Genomic DNA, 22,252 nt, shown 5'->3' on the forward strand with positions numbered 1-22,252 from the left:
GGGGGGATAAAAGTGGAAGAAAAACAACGAAACGAGACAGTGATTCAATATATGCCATTAATTCATAAAGTTGTGCATGGTTTGAAAATCAATAATAAAGATTATGAACACGAAGACCTCGTCAACATCGGCGTCATTGGTCTGATGAAAGCCATTGAAAAATATGATGTTTCTTTAAATGTCCCGTTTATAAATTATGCTTATATGCGAATCAAAGGCGCCATCATCGATGAGATCAGAAAAACGTCTCGTGTTTCTCGCGGTAAAATCAAAGCGGTCAATAACTATTATGACGCGGTCAGCAAATTGCAGCAGCAGTTACTTCGAACACCTACAGACAAGGAATTATGCCGATATTTAGAGATGACAGATAAAGAACTGAAAAAAGTATATGAGACCGTCCATCAACTGGCGGATGTTTCACTGGATTCTATCTTGTTCGAGGATTCCACCAATGAAACCAATCTTATAGAAGTGATGACAAACGATTCAGCTCCGGACACAGAAACCAGTGTGATAAAAAAAGAACAGCTGAATTATATGAAACAAGCCATCACCAAATTACCAGAAAGAGAACAGCAGATCCTCCAACTAATTTACTTTGAGGAATTAAGCATGAAAGAAGTGGCCTATATTTATGACATTTCGACACCAAGAGTTTCTCAAATCCATGGTAAAGCGTTACTCAAATTAAGAGAGTCTCTAGGAAAGGTGTATGACAATGATTAGAGGATTAAATACATTATCGAATAGTTTTAACGTGTTGACAGAAAAGCAAAAAAATCTGGCTACGAATGCGGCCAATACCATGACGCCAGGCTACAAGTCACAACAGTTGCTGACAAGCACGACCAATCAAGTGGATATACATAATTACACAAAACGTTTGCAAGGAAATCAACGAAATGATATTGGGCAGTTGACGTTTGGTAATCAGCTTGATGAAGCTGTAAGAAACTTTTCAGCCGGCGGGTTGAAACTGACAGAAAACAGCACAGATATGGCCATTAATGGCGATGCCATGTTCACTGTTCAAAATGATGCCGGGGAACTATTCTATACGCGTAACGGCAACTTTTCTGTCAACGAGCAAGGTGAACTGGTCACTCAGGAAGGGTTTCAAGTATTAGGTATCGAAGACGGTGGCGGGATCGCGCCTATCAACGTAGGGACTGATAATGAAGAGTCATTTGCGATCGATTCATTTGGTTTCGTCCGTACGAACACGGATGACTCTCAATTCCTATACTTAACGCAATTTGAAAATCCCGCTGATCTAACGAGTGCAGGCGGTACACTTTTCCAAGGTGGTAATGGCGTACCTGTCGGTATCGGTTTCCAAATCGAACAAGGCTATGTGGAATCTTCCAATGTCGATATCGCAGACGTGATGACCGAAATGCTACAAATATCCAGAGAATTCGAAGCCAATCAGCGTGTCCTGCAATCGATGGACGAAACTCTAAAACGTGCGACTCAAGAAGTCGGACGGACATAGGAAAGGTGAAAAAATGAGAATCCCTTACAATACATCTAAAAGTGCTTTGCAAGCACTTCAGCACAAACTCAATCACGTGTCGCATAATATTGCTAATGTCAGTACGATAGGCTTTAAGCATAAAGATGTTCAGTTTACTGAATTGTTGCACAATGCCGTCACAGAGAATGACGTCCGTCTGTCAGAAGAAGTAGGAAATCCGAGTTTAAATGCCGGAGTCAAGATGGCTTCAAGTAAGAACAATTTCTCTCAAGGTGGACTCACACAAACCGGTGATCCATTTCACCTCGCGATTGCTGGCAATGGCTTTTTCGGCGTGACCAATGCTGACGGTGAAATGATGCTGACACGTGACGGTGCTTTCCATTTGAGCACAGAAGGCCAAATCGTTAATGACCGTGGAGATGTTTTGGAATTAAACAATGCGGTCCCCGTCGATCAATGGGGCCAGGGTGACGTGATCATTACTAAGTCTGGGGACGTTAATGTATTGACTAATGGCCAGACAAATACAGTCGGTCAAATACCTCTTTATTTACCGCCACATCATACAGCAATCACTGAAGCGGGAGACAATATGTACCGAGTCAACGAGGGGACGCAACTGCTGACTTCAGTTGAGGATCCTGAAGCATTCGGAGCCATTGCGAGTGGTTATCTGGAAGAGTCTACCGTGGATCTAGCACAGAGCATCACCGATATGATGATGTCACAGCGAGCCTATTCTTTGAATTCAAAAGTTATGCAAAGCACAGATGAGATCTATTCATTGATCAACCAATTCAATTAGAATGACAAAGACAAGGAAGGTTAGACCATGATTCGACTAAAAAATGTCTTCCATAAGTACGATACATGGGACGATTATACACTGAAAAATATAAGCTGTGATATTGAACAAGGCGAATTTATCTATTTAACGGGCGCTTCTGAATCAGGGAAAACAACCTTTCTCAAAATGATGTGTGGAGACCTCGATGCGGATAAAGGTTTTGTAGGTGTACAATCGTATGCCCTCAAACGCTTAAAAAAAAATAAAACGTATCTTTTAAAAAGACAAGTGGGCGCCGTTTTTCGAGATTATGAATTACTTGAATATAAAACGGTTTATGAGAACGTCGCTTATGTACTGGAAGTGACACAGTACCCGGTCGAAAAATTGGAACAGCGTGTTTTAGAAACGTTAGCTATGGTCGGTTTGAAATACAAAGCGTTGGATTCGCTCTCCGATTGTTCTGTTGAAGAGAGAAGACGCATTGCGATTGCTCGGGCTATGGTCAATGATCCGCGTGTTTTGATCGTGGATGAAATCACTTTAAACTTGAATGCCAAACCCAGAATAAACATGCTCAATCTTCTACATAAAATAAATAAGCTGGGAACGACCGTCATTATGGCTACGCAGGAACTGGATTTGATTGATCATATGCCTTCTCGCATGATCGAATTGGATGATGGCGCAATCAAAAGCGACCGTTCCAAGAACCATATATTGCTTATCTTGAGTGATAAAATGGGAGAATATTACATAAGTTGAAAAACTGGGGAAATCATGACCATTTTATATGTAAAAACAGATAAAAACACAAGCTCCATTCATATCTCGTTCGATAAGAGATAAATGAAGCTTGTGTTTTTTTGACTAGATTTTTTTCAGTCTCTGATGTGTGTATTAATAAAGATGGATGAGGATTGTTTTTTGTCTGGAAAGAATTAAAAGGAAAGTGGACGTCACTAACGTCCACTAACAATCTAATAGTTCTTGGGTTGATAGTAGTGAATGTTCATAATGCATACCGGAGAGGAGTTGTCTGGTGAGTGGGAACTAAGGATCTTTTTGAATCCCACTGGAGCTAGTTGCGCTGACCGAGAAGGCACTACAGGAGCGCTCTGATAACCACTGACGGAACCCTACGAACTGAGTGGTCACTATGACCCTGTAGTAACGCTTACTGCAGAGCTTCTGCCAAGCGAGCGGTCACTAGAGGACCTTTGTAACGCCCACTGTACGAAACCCGACGGCTCAGCGGTCACTAAGAGACGTGACTAACATCAACTGAACAAATCTTGATAACTCAGTGGTCACTAATAAAGGTGCTGACGTCAACTGAAAATGTTTTTCCACCGAGTTGGCACTAAAAGGTATTAATGACAAATAATGCAGACTCTTTACCTAGCGGATAGTCCTTCCAACCAATCTCTGATCAATAATGAAAGGCTTGGACTGCTGTCCCAGCCTTTCATTATTGAACTTGATAAATTGTCTGAACAGATTAATTATTCGATCGAACTTTCCGAACTTCGACTTTCAGAATAGATTACTTAACAGTAATCAATACCTTATATCTCTTGTCTGAAGTGCATTTTTTTTACAGGGCGTGTATACTAATACATAATAAAACATATAAAAGTATGTTTAAATGCTCTGGAGGGATAGGGATGATTGAAAAATGGAATTTGAATATGGAAGAAAGAAAAATTTGGATTACATTAGGCGGGAGCGTGCTTTTTTCATTCTTTCTGGCTATTGTAGTCATTCTTTTTGATACACGAATTTTTATGGGTGTAGAATATCTTCCAACATGGACCTTAACGAGTGTTGACTTAGCAAGAGAAATTTTAAGTCTATTAGCTGGATCACTCTTTTCTGTGGCAACTTTTACCTTTGCAACAATGCTGACGATCGTTACGCTCTATACCTCAAATTTCAGTCCGAGAGCCATTGAAAACTTTTTACTCAACCGCACCTCAATGCGAACCTTAGGCATCTTTTTAGGTGGGTTTATTTATTGCTTATCTTCATTATTCTTTATGCGCAGTTCGGAAGATGAATTTTTAGTTATTTCTGCGACCGTCGCTTTGATTTACGCTTTCAGTTCAGTGTTTATGTTTACCCGATTCGTCTATACGAGTTCTCAATATGTGCAACTCGAAAAATTGATCCATAGTTTATATGAAGAAGCACAGGATATTTATGATAACTATATTGTGAGATTTGAGGATTTTCCATCTATCAAGCATCTGCCGGAAATGTCTTATATGTATACATATGATATCGAAGCAACTAAAAGTGCCTACGTTGAACACATTGATTTTGATGCGTTGAAAAAGTTAGCGGATGAACATGAAGCCAATATTATTATCGATATTCGTGTAGGCTATTTTGTAACTGCTGGTGAGCCGGTCATGGAAATCAAAACAAATAAGAAGTTAGAAGAAAAAATGGAAGAGATTACCAGAAAAGTAAATAAGAGTTTCAGTTATGAATCTGAAAAATCGGCCATGTATGACCCTGATTACGCACGCACAAAACTCACGGAAGTAGCCTTGCGAGCTGTCTCTCCAGGTATTAACGATCCAAATACAGCTATCCACGTGTTACGCTATAAGTCTTTGCTAGAAAAAAGATTGGCCGGATTACCGGGTAAATACGTGATTATTCATAACGATGAAGAGGAAGAAAGTGAAAACAACCAAGAAACGAAAAAAAAGCCTTCTAAAAAGCAATTGAAATGGAAGGGAAAAGGAATAAGGCTTGATAACAAAAATAATAACAAAAAATTTAAAACAGAAATCATAACTAGTGACAACGAAGATGAAGCTGATCAGGAAGATGAAAAGATAAGGGTTTTTTCTGAAGATTTAGACGAGGGTGAAACTGACACAACAGAAACTATTTCTGAAGAAAATAACGAGACAGCTTCTGATGATAAAGAAGAAAGTAAGGAAGCAGATCCTGATACGGACGAAAAGAAAAAATCTGGCAAAAAAGATAAAGAATATGTAAAGAGTGTCTTTTATCGCTACAATGATTTTGCGGAGGATTTACATTCGGGTTATTGGCAGCTCGTTTTTTATATGCAAAAAGATATTTCAGGTGTCCATGCGCTTTTTGAGGCACTGAAAACGATATCTTACGCTGCGCATAAAGATAATTTGGGCTTTATTCATGAATACAATGAATATTTATATAATATGACCTCTAAAAATTTCAATGAGACATTTGATCAGAATATCATCAAAAGAGATTACGAGAAAGTGAAGACCATCATTGAAAAGAACAAGGCCAGATAGAAGACTGAAACATTTGAAACGCACATTTAAAGAAATGTGCGTTTTTTGTTATTTCCTACTTAATTTCATTATATAATTACCGATTATAAATTATATAATATGACTGGAGGAAAATTATGGATACAACGATACTACCTGAGAGTCTTTCTAGTAATAAAACAGATACACCTACACAGGAATCATTAAAAGAAAAATATAATCAAAAGGCATCAAAAATATTAACCTTTTTAATTATGACACTGATATTAGCAGCTTATCCAATTGTCTATCTTTTTAGTTATTTTGAGTTGATACCTGTTGGAAATTTCTATCGTTTTTTAATCTTCACAGCGTTCATTAATGTTTTTATTTTGTTAGCTTATAGGTTTTTATCCAAAAGAAAAGAATCTAAATACATCCTTATGGCTTTAATGTTCACGCTACCAATGATTATTAATCTTACTCTTATATCACAAATGGTGTGGACTGTAGTATTTTTATTCCTTTTCTTATCTCTTTTATATTTAGATAAAAAAGTATATTATATTGCGAGTGTACTTGGATTAATCAACCTTGGTGCTATTTTATATTTTGATCCCACAGCTGCAAATGATACTCGGGAAATCATTATAATGTTTACGGTATACATATTCACTGCAGTTGCCGGTTTGTTCGTTGCCTCTAATGGTGAAAAGTTGATTCATCAAATGGAAACAACTACGGATACATCAGAAATACAGTCAAAAGAATTAGTAGAGATAATTAAAGCGGCCCAGGCAACCATCAATCAATTAAATACGAGTTCAAACGCTTTAGGTGATTCCAGCGCTTCAATCGTTCATGCTTCAAATGAATTAGAGATTGCTATTGAAGATATCGCAAGCTCTACAAGTAGTCAAGCTGAAGATACAGAAAATGGTGTGAACCGAGTTGTGGAATTGGGTGAATTGTTGGGTAGATATTCTTCACACATGACTGAACTATTGAATAAAACACACTCTGCAAGTAATTTAAGAGAGTCCAGTATGACAAACTTACTGTCTTTAACTAACAATACGGAAATGAGTATTGAGAACGTTGAAAAGATTGAAACGATGATTCGCTCAACTTCAGTATCCGTAGAAAAAATCAATAAAGCATCTGCTGAAATTGCTAACATTTCGGAACAAACCAACTTACTTGCTTTAAATGCCTCTATTGAAGCAGCAAGAGCAGGGGAAGAAGGCAGAGGTTTTGCGGTGGTTGCGGAAGAAATTAGAAAATTAGCCGAAAAATCGTCTCGTTTCAATGAAGAAATCGCTGATGTGATCCAGAATCTTATTTTGCAAGCCCAAGGATCAGTAAAAGCAGTGAACACTTTAAGTAGCATCACTAGTCAGCAGCAACTTAGTTTGGGTGACACCAATAACCAGTTTGAATCCTTGTCAGAGGCTTTGATCACGTTAGAAAAGGTAATCACGCTTGTATCTAAAGTAGGGGATAAAATGAAAGCTAAAACAGATGATTTGATTGAAATCATGCACAGCCTTTCAGCTTCTTCTGAAGAAAATGCCTCAACAACTGAAGAGATTTCAGCTTCAATCAGTTCAACTAATACAGATTTAACATCGATTTCCAAAGAGATACATGTCATTTCAAAACAAATAGTAGAACTGGAAAATGTAATAAAACATTAATTTGTAACTTACTTCTTATGATTATTAGGAATTACAGATAGGTATTTTTCTCGGAAAAAAATAATGCCCACAGTAAAAGAATCATCTTTAAATTAACTTAGTGTATAGTGAGGAGCAATAGGTAATATGACATCACTACTAGTAGAAGAAATACACCCTTTACTAGAAATCGATAGCTTGAAAATTATTGGTTTCTGTATATATATACTCTTTCTTTATTTGATCAGTAAAAAGACTTGTCCACCAAGCTATATCTTTTCAATCGTGGATGAATCCTATAATAGTCGAGATAGAGATTTTACTGGAGATAACCAAAATTCAGGATGGTTCAAAAAAACATTCAATAAATTTAAAATTTTGAGCAATACCGAAAAAGCTTTGCTAAGAGATGTTGAGCAACACAAAATAAAATTACATCAAGTGACTTATTTTGATATGTTGACCAAACTACCAAACCGGACGAAGCTTCATGATGATTTTGAATTAAAGACGACGCAGTATTATAATGAACAGTCTACAATCGAAATGTCTGTTTTTGTATTGGACATCGATCGTTTTAGAACCATAAATGAATTATATGGACGTAATGCGGGTGATAAAGTGTTAATTAAAATCACTCAAAGACTGAGAAATCTTTTGGGAGAAGACCCCATCATTGCTCGAGACAGCGAAGACGAAATCTTTATCCTGATAGAAAATATTACTGAACAGAAAACTAAAGAAATTGCAAAAGATATTGTAGCCTTATTTTCAAAACCATTTAAAATCAACGATTATACTTTTTACGTTACTGCAAGTATTGGGATCAGTCGTTATCCAGAGACAGCACAAGACATTGATGCGCTCCTGCAACAAGCAGAAATTGCCATGTATAAAGTGAAGAAATCAGGAAAAAATAATTATCACATTTTCATGACTGACGATGCAGCCGCTATTGAAAGAAAAAGACGAATTGAGTTCGGCTTGAAGGAAGCAATACTCAATAATGAGTTATATTTATTGTATCAACCTAAAGTGAAAATGATTTCTGGAGAGATTTATGGCGTTGAAGCTTTATTGCGTTGGGAACATTCTATTTTAGGTTTGGTTTCTCCGACTGAATTCATTCCTATCGCGGAAGAATCAGGTATGATCAATGAAATAGGTTATTGGGTCATTCACGAGGCGGTAAGACAAGCCAAGGAGTGGCACGAAGAGGGTAATCTTTTAAGTGTAGCTGTGAATGTTTCGACATTGCAATTTGAAGACCCTTATTTTGTGGACCGAGTCCAGAATGTCTTAGACTTATATGATTTAAGAAAGCATTACTTGATCGTTGAAATTACTGAGAGTGTTATGCAAAATGTAGATTACGCGAATAGAATAATCAAAGAATTGCATGATATAGGCGTGGGTGTAGCTATCGATGATTTTGGTACGGGATATTCCTCATTAAGTGTACTGAACAATATGTTCATCGATACTGTGAAGATCGATAAATCTTTTATCGATCATGTTGTTTCAAAGAAGAATACTGCATCACTAGTCAAAACAATCATACAAATGAGTAAGAGTATGAATTTTAAAACAGTTGCTGAAGGCATTGAAAGTATCGAACAATCTCTTTTCTTAAAAGAAAATGATTGCGAATATGGTCAGGGTTATTTTTTCAGTAAACCAATTTCTGCAAACAAAGTCATTGAATTAATGTTGGATAAAAACCGTGGAGTATAATGCTTCACGGTTTTTATCCACATCCATATTATGTAAACGCTTTATATAATATGGATTTATTTTTTTTTAAATGATGGTTTGAAAGTAGTGTATTTATTTCTAATTTTAGACGATTGACTTATTGTGATTATAATTATAAACTTGTAATGTATATATATAAATTTTAATAATTAAATAATGAGGTTATAAAAATGGTAAATAAAGAAAAGAAAAGAGCGATATGGTATCTATATGTTCCCATAGCAGTAACATTTTTTTATACCGCATATTATTTTCAGCTTAATGTTACACCATTTATAAATGTAGATTATGCAGTTTTTTTATCATTAGCGGTTTTAGTTGGTCTTTTTCCAATAAAAACAGACGATTCTATTTTATTTTTAGTTAACGGCATTTCCTTACCCGTTTTAGTTATTTTCGGTCTATTTCCCGAAATGATAGTTTCTTCTATTGCAATTGTCTTTTTAATGATTAAATCAAACATTAAACTAGATCAGCATTACCGTTATCCTTTGAATTTACTTATGTTTAATTTTTTATCTATCATATCTGCTGGATTTTATTATTTAACAATAATGTTAACAAATCAATTATTTAGTGTCACTGCAGAACTACTTGCCTTAACCATGTATATGTTAACGCATATAATCTTCAACCAAATGGCCATGTGTATAATAAATAAATATTTTTACGGAAACTCTAATATTAAAATAATTGATGAAAATCTCATTTTTTCACTTTATATTACTATTTTCGTTGTTCCATTGTCCTACATACTCATTTATTTATATGAAACGACTGGATCAGTGGGCATTATTATCGGAGCCCTTCCTTTTGTGACCGTCACTATATGGACTAACTTTTACTATAAAAGTAAAATGAATAATAAGTATTTGAGGAAAATGAACCAATTCACTCAAGAATTAAATGCAAAAAAGAATAGAGAGAGCGTTATCGATATGTTTATTCATGCTTTATTGGAAATTTTTCCAGCTGATGCACTTTCATATTTTTCAATAGAAAATGAAGAGACGATTCAACGAGAGAAAGTTATAGTTGACAAGAGAAACATTAGTACTAAAAAAGACATTTTTAAGCTTTCAGAGCAATCGGTTTTAAAGAAAGCGATTTCTAGCAATAAAATCATTTCACATGCAGATGCCAAAGAATGGAAAGGATACTGTACAAATGATCTTTTATATGAGGCGGAAAGTGCTATTGTTATACCAATTAAATTGTTAGAGCGTACCCAGGGAGTAATATTAATTACACATAAAACTCGCTCGATGTATGATGAAATGATTGTATCGCTTGTGGAAGTTTTTCATAAGTACTTCTCTATTGCGCTAGATAATGCTTACCATTACGAACAACTGGAAGAATCGGTTGCAAAGGATTACTTAACAGATTTGCCAAACTTAAAGGGCTTGTCCAAGCATCTTCAATTATTAAAAGACGAAGAGTCAGTTAATCAATTATCTTTAATAGTGCTGGACTTAGATCGGTTCAAAAAAGTGAATGACACTCATGGACACCAGGCGGGCAATGAAATTCTTAAACAATTAGCAAAACTATTGAGAAAACAACTCAATGAAGATGCCTACATTGCAAGGTTTGGTGGAGAAGAGTTTATTGTTTTACTGCCAGGCTATAATCAGGAAGATGGTTACGCTGTTGCAGAAGACATTCGCAAGACTATAGAAAATAATCTGTTTGAAATTTCAAATTCTATACAAACTAACCTTCAGGAATTTATTTTTATCACAGCTAGTCTAGGTGTAGCAACATGTTCGGCTCCCTGTGATGAAGTTGAAGAACTGATTAATTTAGCTGACCGGGCCATGTATATTGGTTCCAAACAAAACGGAAGAAATAAAGTCACTGTTGCTAAAAAGGAAGTAAACTTATGACGAGTAAATATTCTATCAAAAATTTGAATAAAGAAGATGGAGTGACCTTAGTGGAACTGCTCGCAGCCATTGCCATCTTGTCAATTATTGTCACTTCTTTTCTGGCGTTCTTCATTCAGGCAGCGAATACCAATAAACAGACGAATGAAGTCAATGAAGCGACGTTTATTGCGCAGGGAGTCATGGAAGAAATTACGTATTATTCAAGGCAGGGATATACTGTAGATGCTGCTAAAGCTGAAGCTGAGACGTTATCACCTCAATCAGGATATACTATTGAAACTGAATTTAATGAAGTTACAAATTCTTCATTACACCAAGTAATTGTCATTGTCTCTGAAGGGAGTAAAGCCCGTGCGAAAATGGAAACGCGATTGCCTTTTGCCTCAGAAAGTGAATAATAAAATGAACTGGAAAAAAGAAGAAGGCATAACACTAGTTGAATTGTTGGCTGCGATTGCAATCCTATCCGTGGTCATCATACTTGTCGGATCGGTTCACATCTTTGGTCAGCGGCAGTTTATCAATCAGACAGAATCTGCTAGCCAAGCAAACGACTTAACATACAGTTTATCTGTTATATCTCGGGATATGAGAAAACAAAACGCCACATCTGTAACCAGTGAAAACGGGAATATACTTATCGATAACGTCATCCTATTCAGTCACAACAATACAGAGTTAAGAAAAAATACAGAAGTGTTATCCAACAAAGTAAGAGACGCGCAGTTTGATATGATTTATGAAAAAGACGAAAAAATTGGTTTAACTGTAACCCTATTTAGTACAGGCAACCAACAAAATCAATTCAATCAGTATCAAACAACCATCTACTTCAGGAGGTGAAAATCATGAAAGTCAAACAGTTTGTTAAACTTATAAGTAAGGACGAGGGCAGTGGTCTGATTTTAGCACTTATGACTTTGATGGTTTTATCTATCCTGGGAGCCTCTCTAGGGGTTATTACTATTGGTAGTTACAAATTAGGAGATATAAATCGTGATGATAACTCTGCATATTATATTGCTGAAGCTGGCGCAAATGCAGCTTATGACGAACTTCAATCGACAGTGAATGCTACATATAACAATAGCTTTACAGAAACAAGTTTTTTTGAATCACTTGAATTTAAACTTCAAAATAATAGTGAACCAACTATATACAGAAGGTATTATTTTGAGAATCAGTTTGGAGAACTACCTGAAGCGACTGTGACGATTGAAAAGAGTGGTTTAGGATCATCTCGTGAGTACCTAATCAAATCAGTGGGAACAATCGGACAACGAAAAAGAACGCTAGACAAAAATGTCACAGTCACTTGGATAGATAAATCAAATGGAGAAATAGGATCCTCCTTTCCAGATATTACAACCACGGTAGCTAAATCCAAAATGACGATTGATAATAATGTCGAGCTTACAGGGGCAGTGCATATTGATTCTGAAGAAGCTCAGCTATTTATAGGCAATAATGTGGTAATGAATGCAAAAGTTTACTTACATCCTGATGCAGACAAGGAAAACAGTGTAAAATGGCTGAATGAAGATAAGAGCGAAATTGTAGTTGAAAACAGAGAGTCGCCGCTAGATTGGAGAGTTTACAGAGAGTTACTTGCAAGTTTCCCTGACTTTCCTGACTCGTCATCCAACGATGAGTGGTCAAGCGTGATTGAGACAAATGGAGAAGTTAAAACTTTTGTCTTTGATGATCTATCATTAAATCACAATCTCCAAATAAATGGTGGAGGCAAAGTAAATGTTTTTGTTAAAAATTCTTTATCCATGGGAAATGTGAATATTAACTATGGTAATAATGCTGATCAATTACAAATATTTTACTCAGGAGTAAATTCAGTAAAAATAAATGAAACAAATTTCAATGGTACATTATTTTTGAATCAGGCAGATTTAGAGATAGATAAAAAGCCCGTTTTAAAAGGTTTAATTATCTCTGGTGGAGCAATTGTAGATTTAGGCAAAGGAGTGACTCTCGACGCACTTATAATTGCTCCTGATGCGAAAATCACACTAGGTAATAGCAGTAACAATAATCATATTCGCGGTATCATTATTGGCGATGAAGTCTATCTAGTTAATAATCTTAAATTGGATTTTAGTGATCATTATTTAAAGAATTTTCCATTAAAATTACCTGACACAGGAAGTGATGGAAGTGATTCCGGTGGTGGAGAATTAATCGTCACTGAACCGGGTGTTGAAAAATAGAAACATCAGAGAACCAAATACTTCAAGAGGTGAAACCATGCATGTCAAAAAGTTAGTTGAATTTATGAAAAAAGACGAAGGCAGTGGACTAATATTGGCGCTTATGACATTAATGGTGTTATCTGTACTTGGAGCCTCATTGGGGGCTATTACTATTGGCAGTTTTAAATTAGGCGACATTAACCGTGATGATAATTCCGCTTATTATATTGCGGAGGCAGGCGCTAATGTCGCTTTTGAAGAATTGGAAAAAGATGTATTAAAAGTATATAAAGAATCAGATGAATCAAATTTTTTCCAAAACGTTAACAGTGTTGCAATAGAAGTTGCCAAAAAAATGAATTCGAATGTAGACAAATTGTACACATTTGAGCCTCAATTTGGTGATCAGCCAACAGTAACAGTAGTTATAAATCAAGTTGAAGAGTCCGACTCCGTAATATATGAAATTATATCGACTGGTGAAGTTGCTGGTAAAAAACGGAGTGTGTCAAAGAGTGTAGAAGTGAATTGGGTCCAGAAGGGTAGAGATACAGTTCATGCTTTACCGATTCCACCCAAAGATGCCGCTATAATAATTAGAGAAACTGTCACCTTCCGTAATAATTCGGTCGTTACGGGCTTAATATATTTAGAAAATGAAAATCAACTTATTGATTATTACCGAGTAAGTCATAATGGAAAAAATAACCAAAAACTCATTCTGGGAAATATTGATTGGTCTGCTTATGATAATGTCATTAATAGTTTTCCTAGTCAGCCCAATCATTCTAAAACCATGTCTTATAATGGCGAATCGACATTAGTTATCTCTGAAAATACGTTTATATCTAGTATGACTATAAATTCTAATATATCGATAGACACTCAAGGTAAAACGTTATTTTTAATCGTTGATAATTTATTAGTCAATGGCAACATTAATGTAGTTGGTGATGGAAAGTTAAACGTCTATGTAACAAATATACTTAACTTTAACAGTAATAATTTACAAATTAACAAAGATGGGAATACAAATCAAATTAACTTCCTTTATTCAGGTGATCCTGAAGTTGTTATTGCCAACAACGCAGAATTTAATGGGTCTTTATTTCTGAAAAAAAGTAATTTACAAATCGATAATAATCTTACAGTTAAAGGTGCTATTATAAGTGGTGAGAATTTTATTACGATTAATAATAACAGCGCTATAAGTTCTACAATCTTTGCACCCTTTTCTAATATTGAGTTTCATCAAAATGCGATAATAAATGGATCTGTTATTGCTAAAAATTTAACAATATATAATAACGCGAAAGTGAACTACAGTGAGCATAATTACGAAGACTATCCGTTTGGCGCACCTACTGAAACAGGTACAGAAACCGGTGAAATTAATTCAAGTGAATTGATTTCTGCAGAACCAGCTATAGAATAAAAGAAAGGTTAGTGCAAAAATTATGCAGAATAAAAAGAAAAAAATAGGCGATTTACTGAAAGATGCGAACCTTGTTACTGAAGCGCAGATAATCGAAGCGACGAATTATAAAAAAAATAACCAAAAATTGGGACAGGCTTTAGTTGAACAGGGCTACATGACAGAAAAGCAGCTGATCGATATTTTAGAAGTACAGTTAAAATTGGAAAGTGTCTCATTATTTAAATATGATATTGATAAATCACTGATCCATCTTGTTTCAAAAGATTTTGCGCGATCCAATCTACTCTTACCTGTCAGAAGAGAAGATGACAAACTGACAGTGGCGATGTATGATCCTCTCGATTTCTATTCGATTGAAGATATTGAATTGTCAACTGGCTATACCGTGCAACCGGCCATTGCAACCAAGGATGATATCATGCAAACGATTAACCGTTTATATGATAATAATGATTTGTCTGAAGCAGAAATTGCAGGAGAAGAAGCTCCAGCTGTTCGTGTTTTTGATCAGTTGCTGGAAACCGGCGTAGCGATGCATGCTTCCGATATCCACTTGGATCAGAGTGAAAATGCTGTTTCGGTGAGGTACCGTGTCGATGGCATATTAAGAAGTGACCGAACCCTCCCTAAATCATTGATGAATTCGCTTGTGGCACGTATCAAGATATTGGCAGGACTGAATATCACGGAAACGCGTTTACCGCAGGACGGACGAATCAGTATCGAAGTCCTGGACAAAAGAGTCAACCTGCGTGTGTCCACATTACCCACTGTGTATGGTGAGAAAGTCGTTATGCGTATTCTGGACATGTCTAACGTATTTAATAAGGTAGCCGATATCGGTCTGCAGGACGATACACTGAAAGACTTTGAGGAAATGATCAGACAGCCGTCCGGACTCATCCTCTTAACAGGTCCTACAGGTTCAGGAAAGTCTTCAACTTTATACGGATCGATCAACGAGTTGAACAGTCCGGAAAGTAATGTCATCACGGTTGAAGATCCGGTGGAGTATCAGCTTGAAGGGATCAATCAGGTGCAGGTAAATGCAGCTATCGGTTTGACCTTTGCAGCTGGTTTACGCTCTATTTTGAGACAAGACCCGGATATTATCATGGTGGGTGAAATTCGAGACACAGAAACGGCTGAAATCAGTATCCGCGCGTCTTTAACGGGTCACTTGGTTTTCAGTACCCTGCATACGAACAGTGCCATCGAAGCGATACCTCGTCTCTTTGACATGGGTGTGGAACCCTATATGGTCGTGTCTTCTTTAAGTGGCATCATGGCTCAGCGTCTCGTAAAACGGGTATGTAAAGACTGTGCCTATACACGTAAAGCGACAGTTATCGAAAAAAATATATTTGAGAGAAGAAATCAGACGATTGAAGAAGTCACGATTGGGGCCGGGTGTGACCGCTGCCGCAATACTGGTTACCGCGGACGCATGGCGATTCATGAACTGATCGTAATTGATGAAGAAATCAAACAGATGCTGATGAACCAGGCCACGATTCAGGACATCAAGAAATATGTCAAAGGCAAAGGCATTCGTTTCCTAATTGATGATGGCTTGGAAAAAATCAAAAAAGGACAGACCACGCTGGATGAAGTTCTTCGTGTGGCGTCCGTAAACGAATAGAGGGGCTGAGATAATGAAACGTTTAAATAAAATTTTAACCAGCGCTTATTACAAAGAAGCGTCTGATATACATCTCACAGCGGGTGTCCCTCCTGTTTTTAGAATCAACGGTAAATTGATTTTAGAAAAAGAAGACAAATTAATGCCTGACGATACAGAAGAAATGGCTAAAGGGATTCTTTCTGAAAAAGTCTGGTTAAAGTTACAGGAAATACGTGAAGTGGATTTATCCTACGGTATAGCTGGAATATCTCGTTTCAGGGTCAATATATACTATCAGCGTGGATCAATAGCTATGGCTTTCCGTATCATAGCCAGAGATATTCCAACCATTGACCAGCTGAAGATTCCGGTGAAGCTAAAAGAATTAGTAGAGAAACCCTATGGCTTGCTACTCGTTACAGGTCCAACAGGAAGCGGGAAAAGCACATCACTGGCTTCGATGATCCACTACATGAATCAAGAAATGAACAGGCATATTATTACTTTGGAAGATCCGATCGAGTATCTGCATTCTCATAACAAATCAATTATCGATCAACGAGAAATCGGTTTTGACACGATGTCGTTTAAAGAAGGATTGCGAGCAAGTTTGAGACAGGATCCTGATGTTATTTTGGTTGGGGAACTTAGAGACCTGGACACTATTTCTACAGCCATTACAGCTGCCGAGACGGGTCACTTAGTATTGGGTACACTGCATACACAAGATACCACAGGAACGATCGACCGAATCATAGATGTGTTTCCAGCGGAACAAAAAGATCAGATACGAACGATCTTAGCCAGTGTCTTGATTGGAGTCATGTCCCAGCGCCTATTCACTACGTTGGATCAACAAGGGCGTGTAGCTGCGACCGAACTTCTCGTCAATAACCCGGCGATCAAAAACCTGATTCGAAGTGAAAAAATGCATCAGATCCCAAACGTCTTGCAGACAGCGAAAGACCAGGGCATGCACACGATGGAAATGAGCATGAAACAACTGATCAAAGACGGCAAAATCAGTCAAATGGAAATGCGTACGTATTTCGAATAATAATATGCTTGTCTAATCATTTCAGCGGAGGAGGTAGCGCATGGCTACATATGCATATAAAGCAAAAACACACGAGGGAAAAATCATCAAAGGCAAGCTGGATAGCGTCAATAAAAGATCAGCCCTCAATGAATTATCTCAAATGAACTTGATCGTTTTTAATGTTGAACCCTTAAATTCATTGTTACATAAGGATATTACTTTGGGTAGCCCCTTAAAGCAGAAAGATTTCGTCTTGTTCTTGAGACAATTTTCTACCTTGATGCAGGCGGGGCTTTTACTAGTGGATTCTGTCGATTTACTGGCTGAGCAGACAGACAGCAAACCACTAAAAGAAGCACTCGAACAGTTGTCCACAGAAGTTAAAGAAGGCGTCGCCATGTCTGTCGCTATGAAGCAGTACCCAAAATTATTTCCAGAGTTACTCATTCAAATGATCCATACGGGGGAAGTCAGCGGTCAGTTAGAAGACGTCTTGGACCGAATGGCAACGTACTATGAAAAACAGTTTAGAATAAAACAGAAGGTTTCGACCGCATTGACTTACCCAATCGTTATTGCGTCATTTGCCATGATCATCACGATATTTCTAATGGTATTTATCGTGCCCATATTTGGCGACATGTTTACTTCGTTTGGTGAAGAGTTGCCCCTTATCACCAAAGTTGTATTAAGTATGAGTGAATTCATCCAGCGATACTGGTGGCTACTGATCATTCCAATAGTGATGTTAGTACTCGTCTTTCCCCAGTTTAAAAAATACGAAAAAACAGCTCGTATCTTGGATGAGTTATCACTGAAAATGCCGATTATCGGACCATTTATTCAAAAAGCCGTGCTGGCACGGATGACACAAACACTGAGCTCTCTGATAAACAGTTCAGTACCTATACTCGAGGCCGTGGAAGTGACGAGCGAGGTGGTCGGTAACCGTGTCGTTAAAGAAGTACTGGTTAAGTCACGTAGTTCACTTGAAAAAGGCGAATCTTTAGCCAAACCGATGGAAGGCCACTGGGTCTTTCCGCCACTAATTATTCAAATGATAAGAGTCGGAGAATCGAGTGGCGCGCTGGATGAAATGTTGAAACGAGTCGCCGATATTTATGATCAGGAAGTGGAAGAAGCATCAGATAAATTGCAGTCACTGATCGAACCGATTATGATTATTCTGTTGGCTTTTATTGTCGGTTTCATCGTTTTATCCATTGTCATACCAATGTTCAGTCTGTTTGAAGCGTTTTAAATATATATGCATTTTTAGTTGATTTGTATTGTAATGTCATACGTGTTCATTTATAATTATACGTATACAAGGTTAGTAAAACATACATAATGGAAACACATGCTAATCCTGTACTATCAAAATGTAAGTTTATTCAACTCTACACTAAGTATACATTTGTATACTTAGTGTAGAGTTGAATAAAAAAATTTAAGGAGGAATAAAATGAGAAAAAAGATTAAAGAGTTGATGAATAGAGAAGAAGGATTCACATTAGTCGAGTTACTAGCTGTTATTGTTATTTTGGGCATTATTGTTGCGATTGCTGTTCCTATGATTGGTAATGTCATCAGTCGTGCACAAACTGGTGCTACTACAGCAGAACAAGAACTAGTTGTTGATGCTGCCCGTTTATACACTGTAGAAAATGCGGTAGCTAATGGAACAAAACTTGAGGTATCGACGTTAATAACTGCTGGATACTTAGAAGAAACGAGCAGTACTAACATTTCTGCCGATGATCATGTATATATTACTTTAGTAAATGGTAATTACACTTATGAGTTTGATGGACCATCTGGACCATAATAAATAATTACTTTTATACTACAGAAAGACTCCTTCGGGGGTCTTTCTTCATACATAGAATATAGGAGTTTTTTATGAACATACTTATTACAAGCATTGCCTTATTATATGGCCTCATCTTCGGTTCTTTTTTTAATGTGGTTGGGCTACGTGTACCAAACGGGACCTTGCTTAAACAACAGCGTTCTTATTGTGACACGTGTAACCGGACACTGACTTGGAAAGAACTGATCCCGGTCTGGTCTTTCGTTAAGCAAAAAGGCAAATGCACGACCTGCCATGAAACAATATCACCATTATATCCTGTTATGGAACTCGCAACTGGTGTGCTCTTTGCTTTCACTTATTTCTTTTACGGATGGAGTCACGAGACTGTACTAGGATTAATACTTATCAGTCTCATCATTCCAATCACGGTATCTGATCTGGAGTACCGGCGTATTCCCAATAAACTTTTGCTCTTTTTCGCACCACTGTTTATCATATACCGCCTGATTTACCCGCTGTCACCGTGGTATTTCTCGCTGATAGGTGCAGTCTTAGCGTTTGTCTTACTTTTTCTAATCATTCTACTTTCAAAAGGTGGCATGGGGATAGGTGATCTGAAATACTTTACATTATTTGGTTTTATCTTTGGCCCTTACTTATTCCTGTTGCTATTCTTTCTGGCTACTATCTACGGCTCGATAATAGGATTCATTACAATCAAACGGAACAATGGTAACCGTAAAACGAAAATACCTTTTGGTCCGTCGATCGGACTTGCGGCACTCACGGTCTTTTATTTCGGCGAGGTCATTTTAAACTGGTACAGTCAATTCTTTATTTAACTCACTCAATGCTTGGAGGAACGCTAAATGTTTGGTAATAAACCGTCACTGTATATGCAATTTATGGAAAAAAGCATCCGCTATCTGGTCATGGACAGTCAGAATAAAACACTCATTGAAAAAGATGAGGTTGTTTTTGAAACTGCAATTATCCAGGAAGGTAAAGTCGCTAATAAACAGTTGTTGGAAACGCGCCTGGAAGTTTTGGTCAAAGAGAAGAAATGGAAGAACGCATCCGTCTCTATTATTCTTCCGGATGACTTGGTAACGATCAGAAACGAAGTATTACCAGCACAATTGTCGCGTACTGAAGTAGATGAGTACCTGAACTTACATATAAATGAATCGATCCGCCTGCCTTTTGAAGATGCTAAAGTGGACTACGAAATTACGAATCAGACGGAAGAAAATCAGACCGTTTTTCTGGTCGCTTATCCCAATGAACAAATCAAAGCTCTAAAAGAGATCTTGGAGAAAGCATCACTGAAGCCGGTGGTTGCTGACATTTCCTCACTCAGTCTGTACCGTCTAGTTAATATAGAGGAAACCATCAGTACACACAGTGATGATCACTTGCTCCTACTGCAATGGAACCCGATAGACTATTCAATGACGGTCTTTAATCAGGATATTCCACAATTTAATCGTCATACACGTTCACAGCGTCTGGCTGATATGTGGAAACTGAACGAAACGGGTGAGTTCGAATGGAAAGGCAGCGAAGAAGGATTGGAAGATGTCCTGGACGAGCAGATCAACATGCTCGAACGTTTCCTGGAATTCTATCAGTATACCGTCATGGACGGAGAGCGTAGCATCAGTCATATTGTGCTCTCAGGTTACTATCCGAATCTGGAACACGTCAAGATGTTACTGGAAGACCGTCTGACTTTGCCTATTCATATGTTGACGCTACCTGAAGAGATCTCGGCAACGGATGCTGCGCTGCTCGGCTTGACACTGAAAAGCAGAGTAAGAGAAATGAAAAAAATCGATAAAGTTAAAAAAGAAAAAAAAGTTAAGCAATCCAAGTCGAAAAAAGCTAAAAAAGAAAAGAAAGAACAACCAGTTGAAACATCTAGCAGGCATGAGGAGGCAGTCGTGAATGATTAACATCAATTTTTTTGAAAAAAAGAAAGTTAACGTTCTGCCTTATCTCATGATGGCTGGGTTCCTCCTGTTGCTTGCTGCGCTCGGGGCCTATTTTTTTCTGATGCGTGAACACTACTCAGAGGTTGAAACAGAGAATATCGCCTGGATAGAAAGCGAAACAGATAATGTCTTGTTGTCTCGTCAAATGCAAAGCATCGACCGCTTGACTGAGGAGTCGATTATCACGCAAGATATTTTAGTCGGCCAGCGCTATCCCATGGTCTACGTGACTGAGGAGATCGCTTCTCAGGTAGCTAACGAAGAAGAAAGTGTCGTTTCCTTTCAGCTGACGACTCCGGATCAATTCATTTTTACTTTGGAAAATATGAGTGTCGACGAAGGCTCAGAACTGGTGAACGAGATGGGAGACTTGGCTTATGTCAGCCGCGTCAATTATCTAAGGTTGGAAAATCAGGCACAAGATTCAGATAACTATATACTCGAGCTAACCATCGACATGAGTGAAGAACGTTTGAGAGAGGTGGTTAACTCAGATGATGATTAAGTGGACACGAGAATCGATTCTAATTTTACTGACTTTGATTATGATTTTATTCGCCATATTTTACTACGGGAATCAGAACCTGGTCGTGCCGTCCAAGGAAAGTGCGGAAAGCTTCACCGCGTTAGTCAGCGATCAGCAGGCTTTGATGGAAGTTTATCCTCCAGATGAAGACCTACTTAACGATTATGAAGCGACTTACAATGAAATCGGTGCATTCCTTCCCATCGGTGAACAGGCCAATGAGGCTGTGGTCCGGTTAGAAGCACTGGCCGAGCAGTCATCCGTTGAAATCGGTCAGGTTGCTCGGATCGGAGATGGACAAGTTGTTGAAGGAGTAGGCGAATCTTATTTCAGCAGCAGTTATCAGCTGGATATGACCGGCGAATCACCTAGTGACTTCAGAGATTTGATCGAGCGTTTATTTAACGAAGAACGAGTCTATAACGTGACGTCCTTTACCTACGAAAAATCCGGTGATAATAATTACTCCGGGACCCTGATATTCAATTTATTTTATTACCTGGAACCAACGGAATAAAATAAACCCTTTATAAATACTAAGCAGTGGATTCCCACATTATGTGAGGATCAGCTGCTTTTTTGTGCTTAAATTGGCAAGTGTGTACTCAGAATAGATCAACTTGTGGCGATCAATTAGTACTGACTTTGTCTTAATATTTGTTCTTTCAAAGCAGCAACAACGAAAGATAAACACTTTCCTGAATTTTACATATAGCTATTCTTAATAGAGTCCGTTATCATATATAGGATAGTTTATT

Annotated in this window: 20 protein-coding genes; all 20 read left to right on the forward strand. The window is 37.5% G+C overall.

Going from position 1 to position 22,252, the window contains the following annotated elements:
- The first annotated feature begins 12 nt into the window (after nt 1-12).
- The 20 genes from ACO1PF_RS11295 to ACO1PF_RS11390 all read left to right on the forward strand — a co-directional run bounded on the left by ACO1PF_RS11295 (nt 13) and on the right by ACO1PF_RS11390 (nt 22,011).
- The gene (locus ACO1PF_RS11295) at nt 13-729 is read left to right on the forward strand and encodes a sigma-70 family RNA polymerase sigma factor (RefSeq protein ID WP_423189160.1); all 717 of its coding nucleotides are present in this window, start codon (nt 13-15) and stop codon (nt 727-729) included.
- A complete protein-coding gene (locus tag ACO1PF_RS11300) occupies nt 716-1,498 on the forward strand; it encodes a flagellar hook-basal body complex protein (protein WP_423189161.1) in 783 nt (260 codons plus the stop codon). Before ACO1PF_RS11295 ends, ACO1PF_RS11300 begins: the two co-directional genes overlap by 14 nt.
- Nucleotides 1,499-1,511: 13 nt before the next feature.
- Nucleotides 1,512-2,288 (forward strand): flagellar hook-basal body protein, encoded by a 777-nt coding sequence (locus ACO1PF_RS11305; protein ID WP_423189162.1) that lies wholly within the window; start codon nt 1,512-1,514, stop codon nt 2,286-2,288.
- Nucleotides 2,289-2,315: 27 nt separating this feature from the next.
- Nucleotides 2,316-3,035 (forward strand): cell division ATP-binding protein FtsE, encoded by a 720-nt coding sequence (locus ACO1PF_RS11310; RefSeq protein WP_423189163.1) that lies wholly within the window; start codon nt 2,316-2,318, stop codon nt 3,033-3,035.
- A 902-nt stretch (nt 3,036-3,937) separates the two neighbouring features.
- A complete protein-coding gene (locus ACO1PF_RS11315; RefSeq protein ID WP_423189164.1) occupies nt 3,938-5,572 on the forward strand; it encodes a DUF2254 domain-containing protein in 1,635 nt (544 codons plus the stop codon).
- A gap of 116 nt (nt 5,573-5,688) precedes the next feature.
- On the forward strand, nt 5,689-7,227 hold the full coding sequence (locus tag ACO1PF_RS11320) for a methyl-accepting chemotaxis protein (protein ID WP_423189165.1): 1,539 nt from the start codon (nt 5,689-5,691) through the stop codon (nt 7,225-7,227).
- Between the two features lie 126 nt (nt 7,228-7,353).
- Nucleotides 7,354-8,940 carry a putative bifunctional diguanylate cyclase/phosphodiesterase gene (locus ACO1PF_RS11325; protein ID WP_423189166.1) on the forward strand — a complete coding sequence of 529 codons (1,587 nt, stop codon included), beginning with the start codon at nt 7,354-7,356 and terminating at the stop codon, nt 8,938-8,940.
- 191 nt (nt 8,941-9,131) lie between these two features.
- Nucleotides 9,132-10,850 (forward strand): sensor domain-containing diguanylate cyclase, encoded by a 1,719-nt coding sequence (locus tag ACO1PF_RS11330; RefSeq protein WP_423189167.1) that lies wholly within the window; start codon nt 9,132-9,134, stop codon nt 10,848-10,850.
- Entirely contained in the window at nt 10,847-11,251 is a 405-nt protein-coding gene (locus ACO1PF_RS11335; protein ID WP_423189168.1) for a type IV pilus modification PilV family protein, read from the forward strand. Before ACO1PF_RS11330 ends, ACO1PF_RS11335 begins: the two co-directional genes overlap by 4 nt.
- Nucleotides 11,205-11,696 (forward strand): PilW family protein, encoded by a 492-nt coding sequence (locus ACO1PF_RS11340; RefSeq protein ID WP_423189169.1) that lies wholly within the window; start codon nt 11,205-11,207, stop codon nt 11,694-11,696. The genes ACO1PF_RS11335 and ACO1PF_RS11340 overlap by 47 nt, the downstream gene beginning before the upstream one ends.
- 5 nt (nt 11,697-11,701) lie before the next feature.
- Complete coding sequence (locus ACO1PF_RS11345) at nt 11,702-13,075, forward strand: DUF7305 domain-containing protein (protein WP_423189170.1); 1,374 nt, start codon at nt 11,702-11,704, stop codon at nt 13,073-13,075.
- A gap of 37 nt (nt 13,076-13,112) precedes the next feature.
- Nucleotides 13,113-14,492, forward strand: a complete 1,380-nt coding sequence (locus ACO1PF_RS11350; protein WP_423189171.1) for a pilus assembly PilX N-terminal domain-containing protein — start codon at nt 13,113-13,115, stop codon at nt 14,490-14,492.
- Between the two features lie 22 nt (nt 14,493-14,514).
- Complete coding sequence (locus ACO1PF_RS11355; RefSeq protein WP_423189172.1) at nt 14,515-16,137, forward strand: GspE/PulE family protein; 1,623 nt, start codon at nt 14,515-14,517, stop codon at nt 16,135-16,137.
- Nucleotides 16,138-16,150: 13 nt separating this feature from the next.
- A complete protein-coding gene (locus ACO1PF_RS11360) occupies nt 16,151-17,176 on the forward strand; it encodes a type IV pilus twitching motility protein PilT (RefSeq protein ID WP_423189173.1) in 1,026 nt (341 codons plus the stop codon).
- A 40-nt stretch (nt 17,177-17,216) separates the two neighbouring features.
- Nucleotides 17,217-18,419, forward strand: a complete 1,203-nt coding sequence (locus ACO1PF_RS11365; protein ID WP_423189174.1) for a type II secretion system F family protein — start codon at nt 17,217-17,219, stop codon at nt 18,417-18,419.
- A gap of 204 nt (nt 18,420-18,623) precedes the next feature.
- Nucleotides 18,624-18,986 (forward strand): competence type IV pilus major pilin ComGC, encoded by a 363-nt coding sequence (locus ACO1PF_RS11370; protein ID WP_423189175.1) that lies wholly within the window; start codon nt 18,624-18,626, stop codon nt 18,984-18,986.
- 74 nt (nt 18,987-19,060) lie between these two features.
- Entirely contained in the window at nt 19,061-19,816 is a 756-nt protein-coding gene (locus ACO1PF_RS11375) for a prepilin peptidase (protein WP_423189176.1), read from the forward strand.
- Between the two features lie 27 nt (nt 19,817-19,843).
- Nucleotides 19,844-20,929 carry a type IV pilus biogenesis protein PilM gene (gene pilM / locus ACO1PF_RS11380; RefSeq protein WP_423189177.1) on the forward strand — a complete coding sequence of 362 codons (1,086 nt, stop codon included), beginning with the start codon at nt 19,844-19,846 and terminating at the stop codon, nt 20,927-20,929.
- Nucleotides 20,922-21,473 (forward strand): hypothetical protein, encoded by a 552-nt coding sequence (locus ACO1PF_RS11385; protein WP_423189178.1) that lies wholly within the window; start codon nt 20,922-20,924, stop codon nt 21,471-21,473. Before pilM ends, ACO1PF_RS11385 begins: the two co-directional genes overlap by 8 nt.
- Complete coding sequence (locus tag ACO1PF_RS11390) at nt 21,463-22,011, forward strand: hypothetical protein (RefSeq protein ID WP_423189179.1); 549 nt, start codon at nt 21,463-21,465, stop codon at nt 22,009-22,011. The genes ACO1PF_RS11385 and ACO1PF_RS11390 overlap by 11 nt, the downstream gene beginning before the upstream one ends.
- Nucleotides 22,012-22,252: the final 241 nt, after the last annotated feature.

The organism is Alkalibacterium sp. f15 (assembly GCF_049389645.1).
Taxonomy (GTDB): domain Bacteria; phylum Bacillota; class Bacilli; order Lactobacillales; family Carnobacteriaceae_A; genus Alkalibacterium.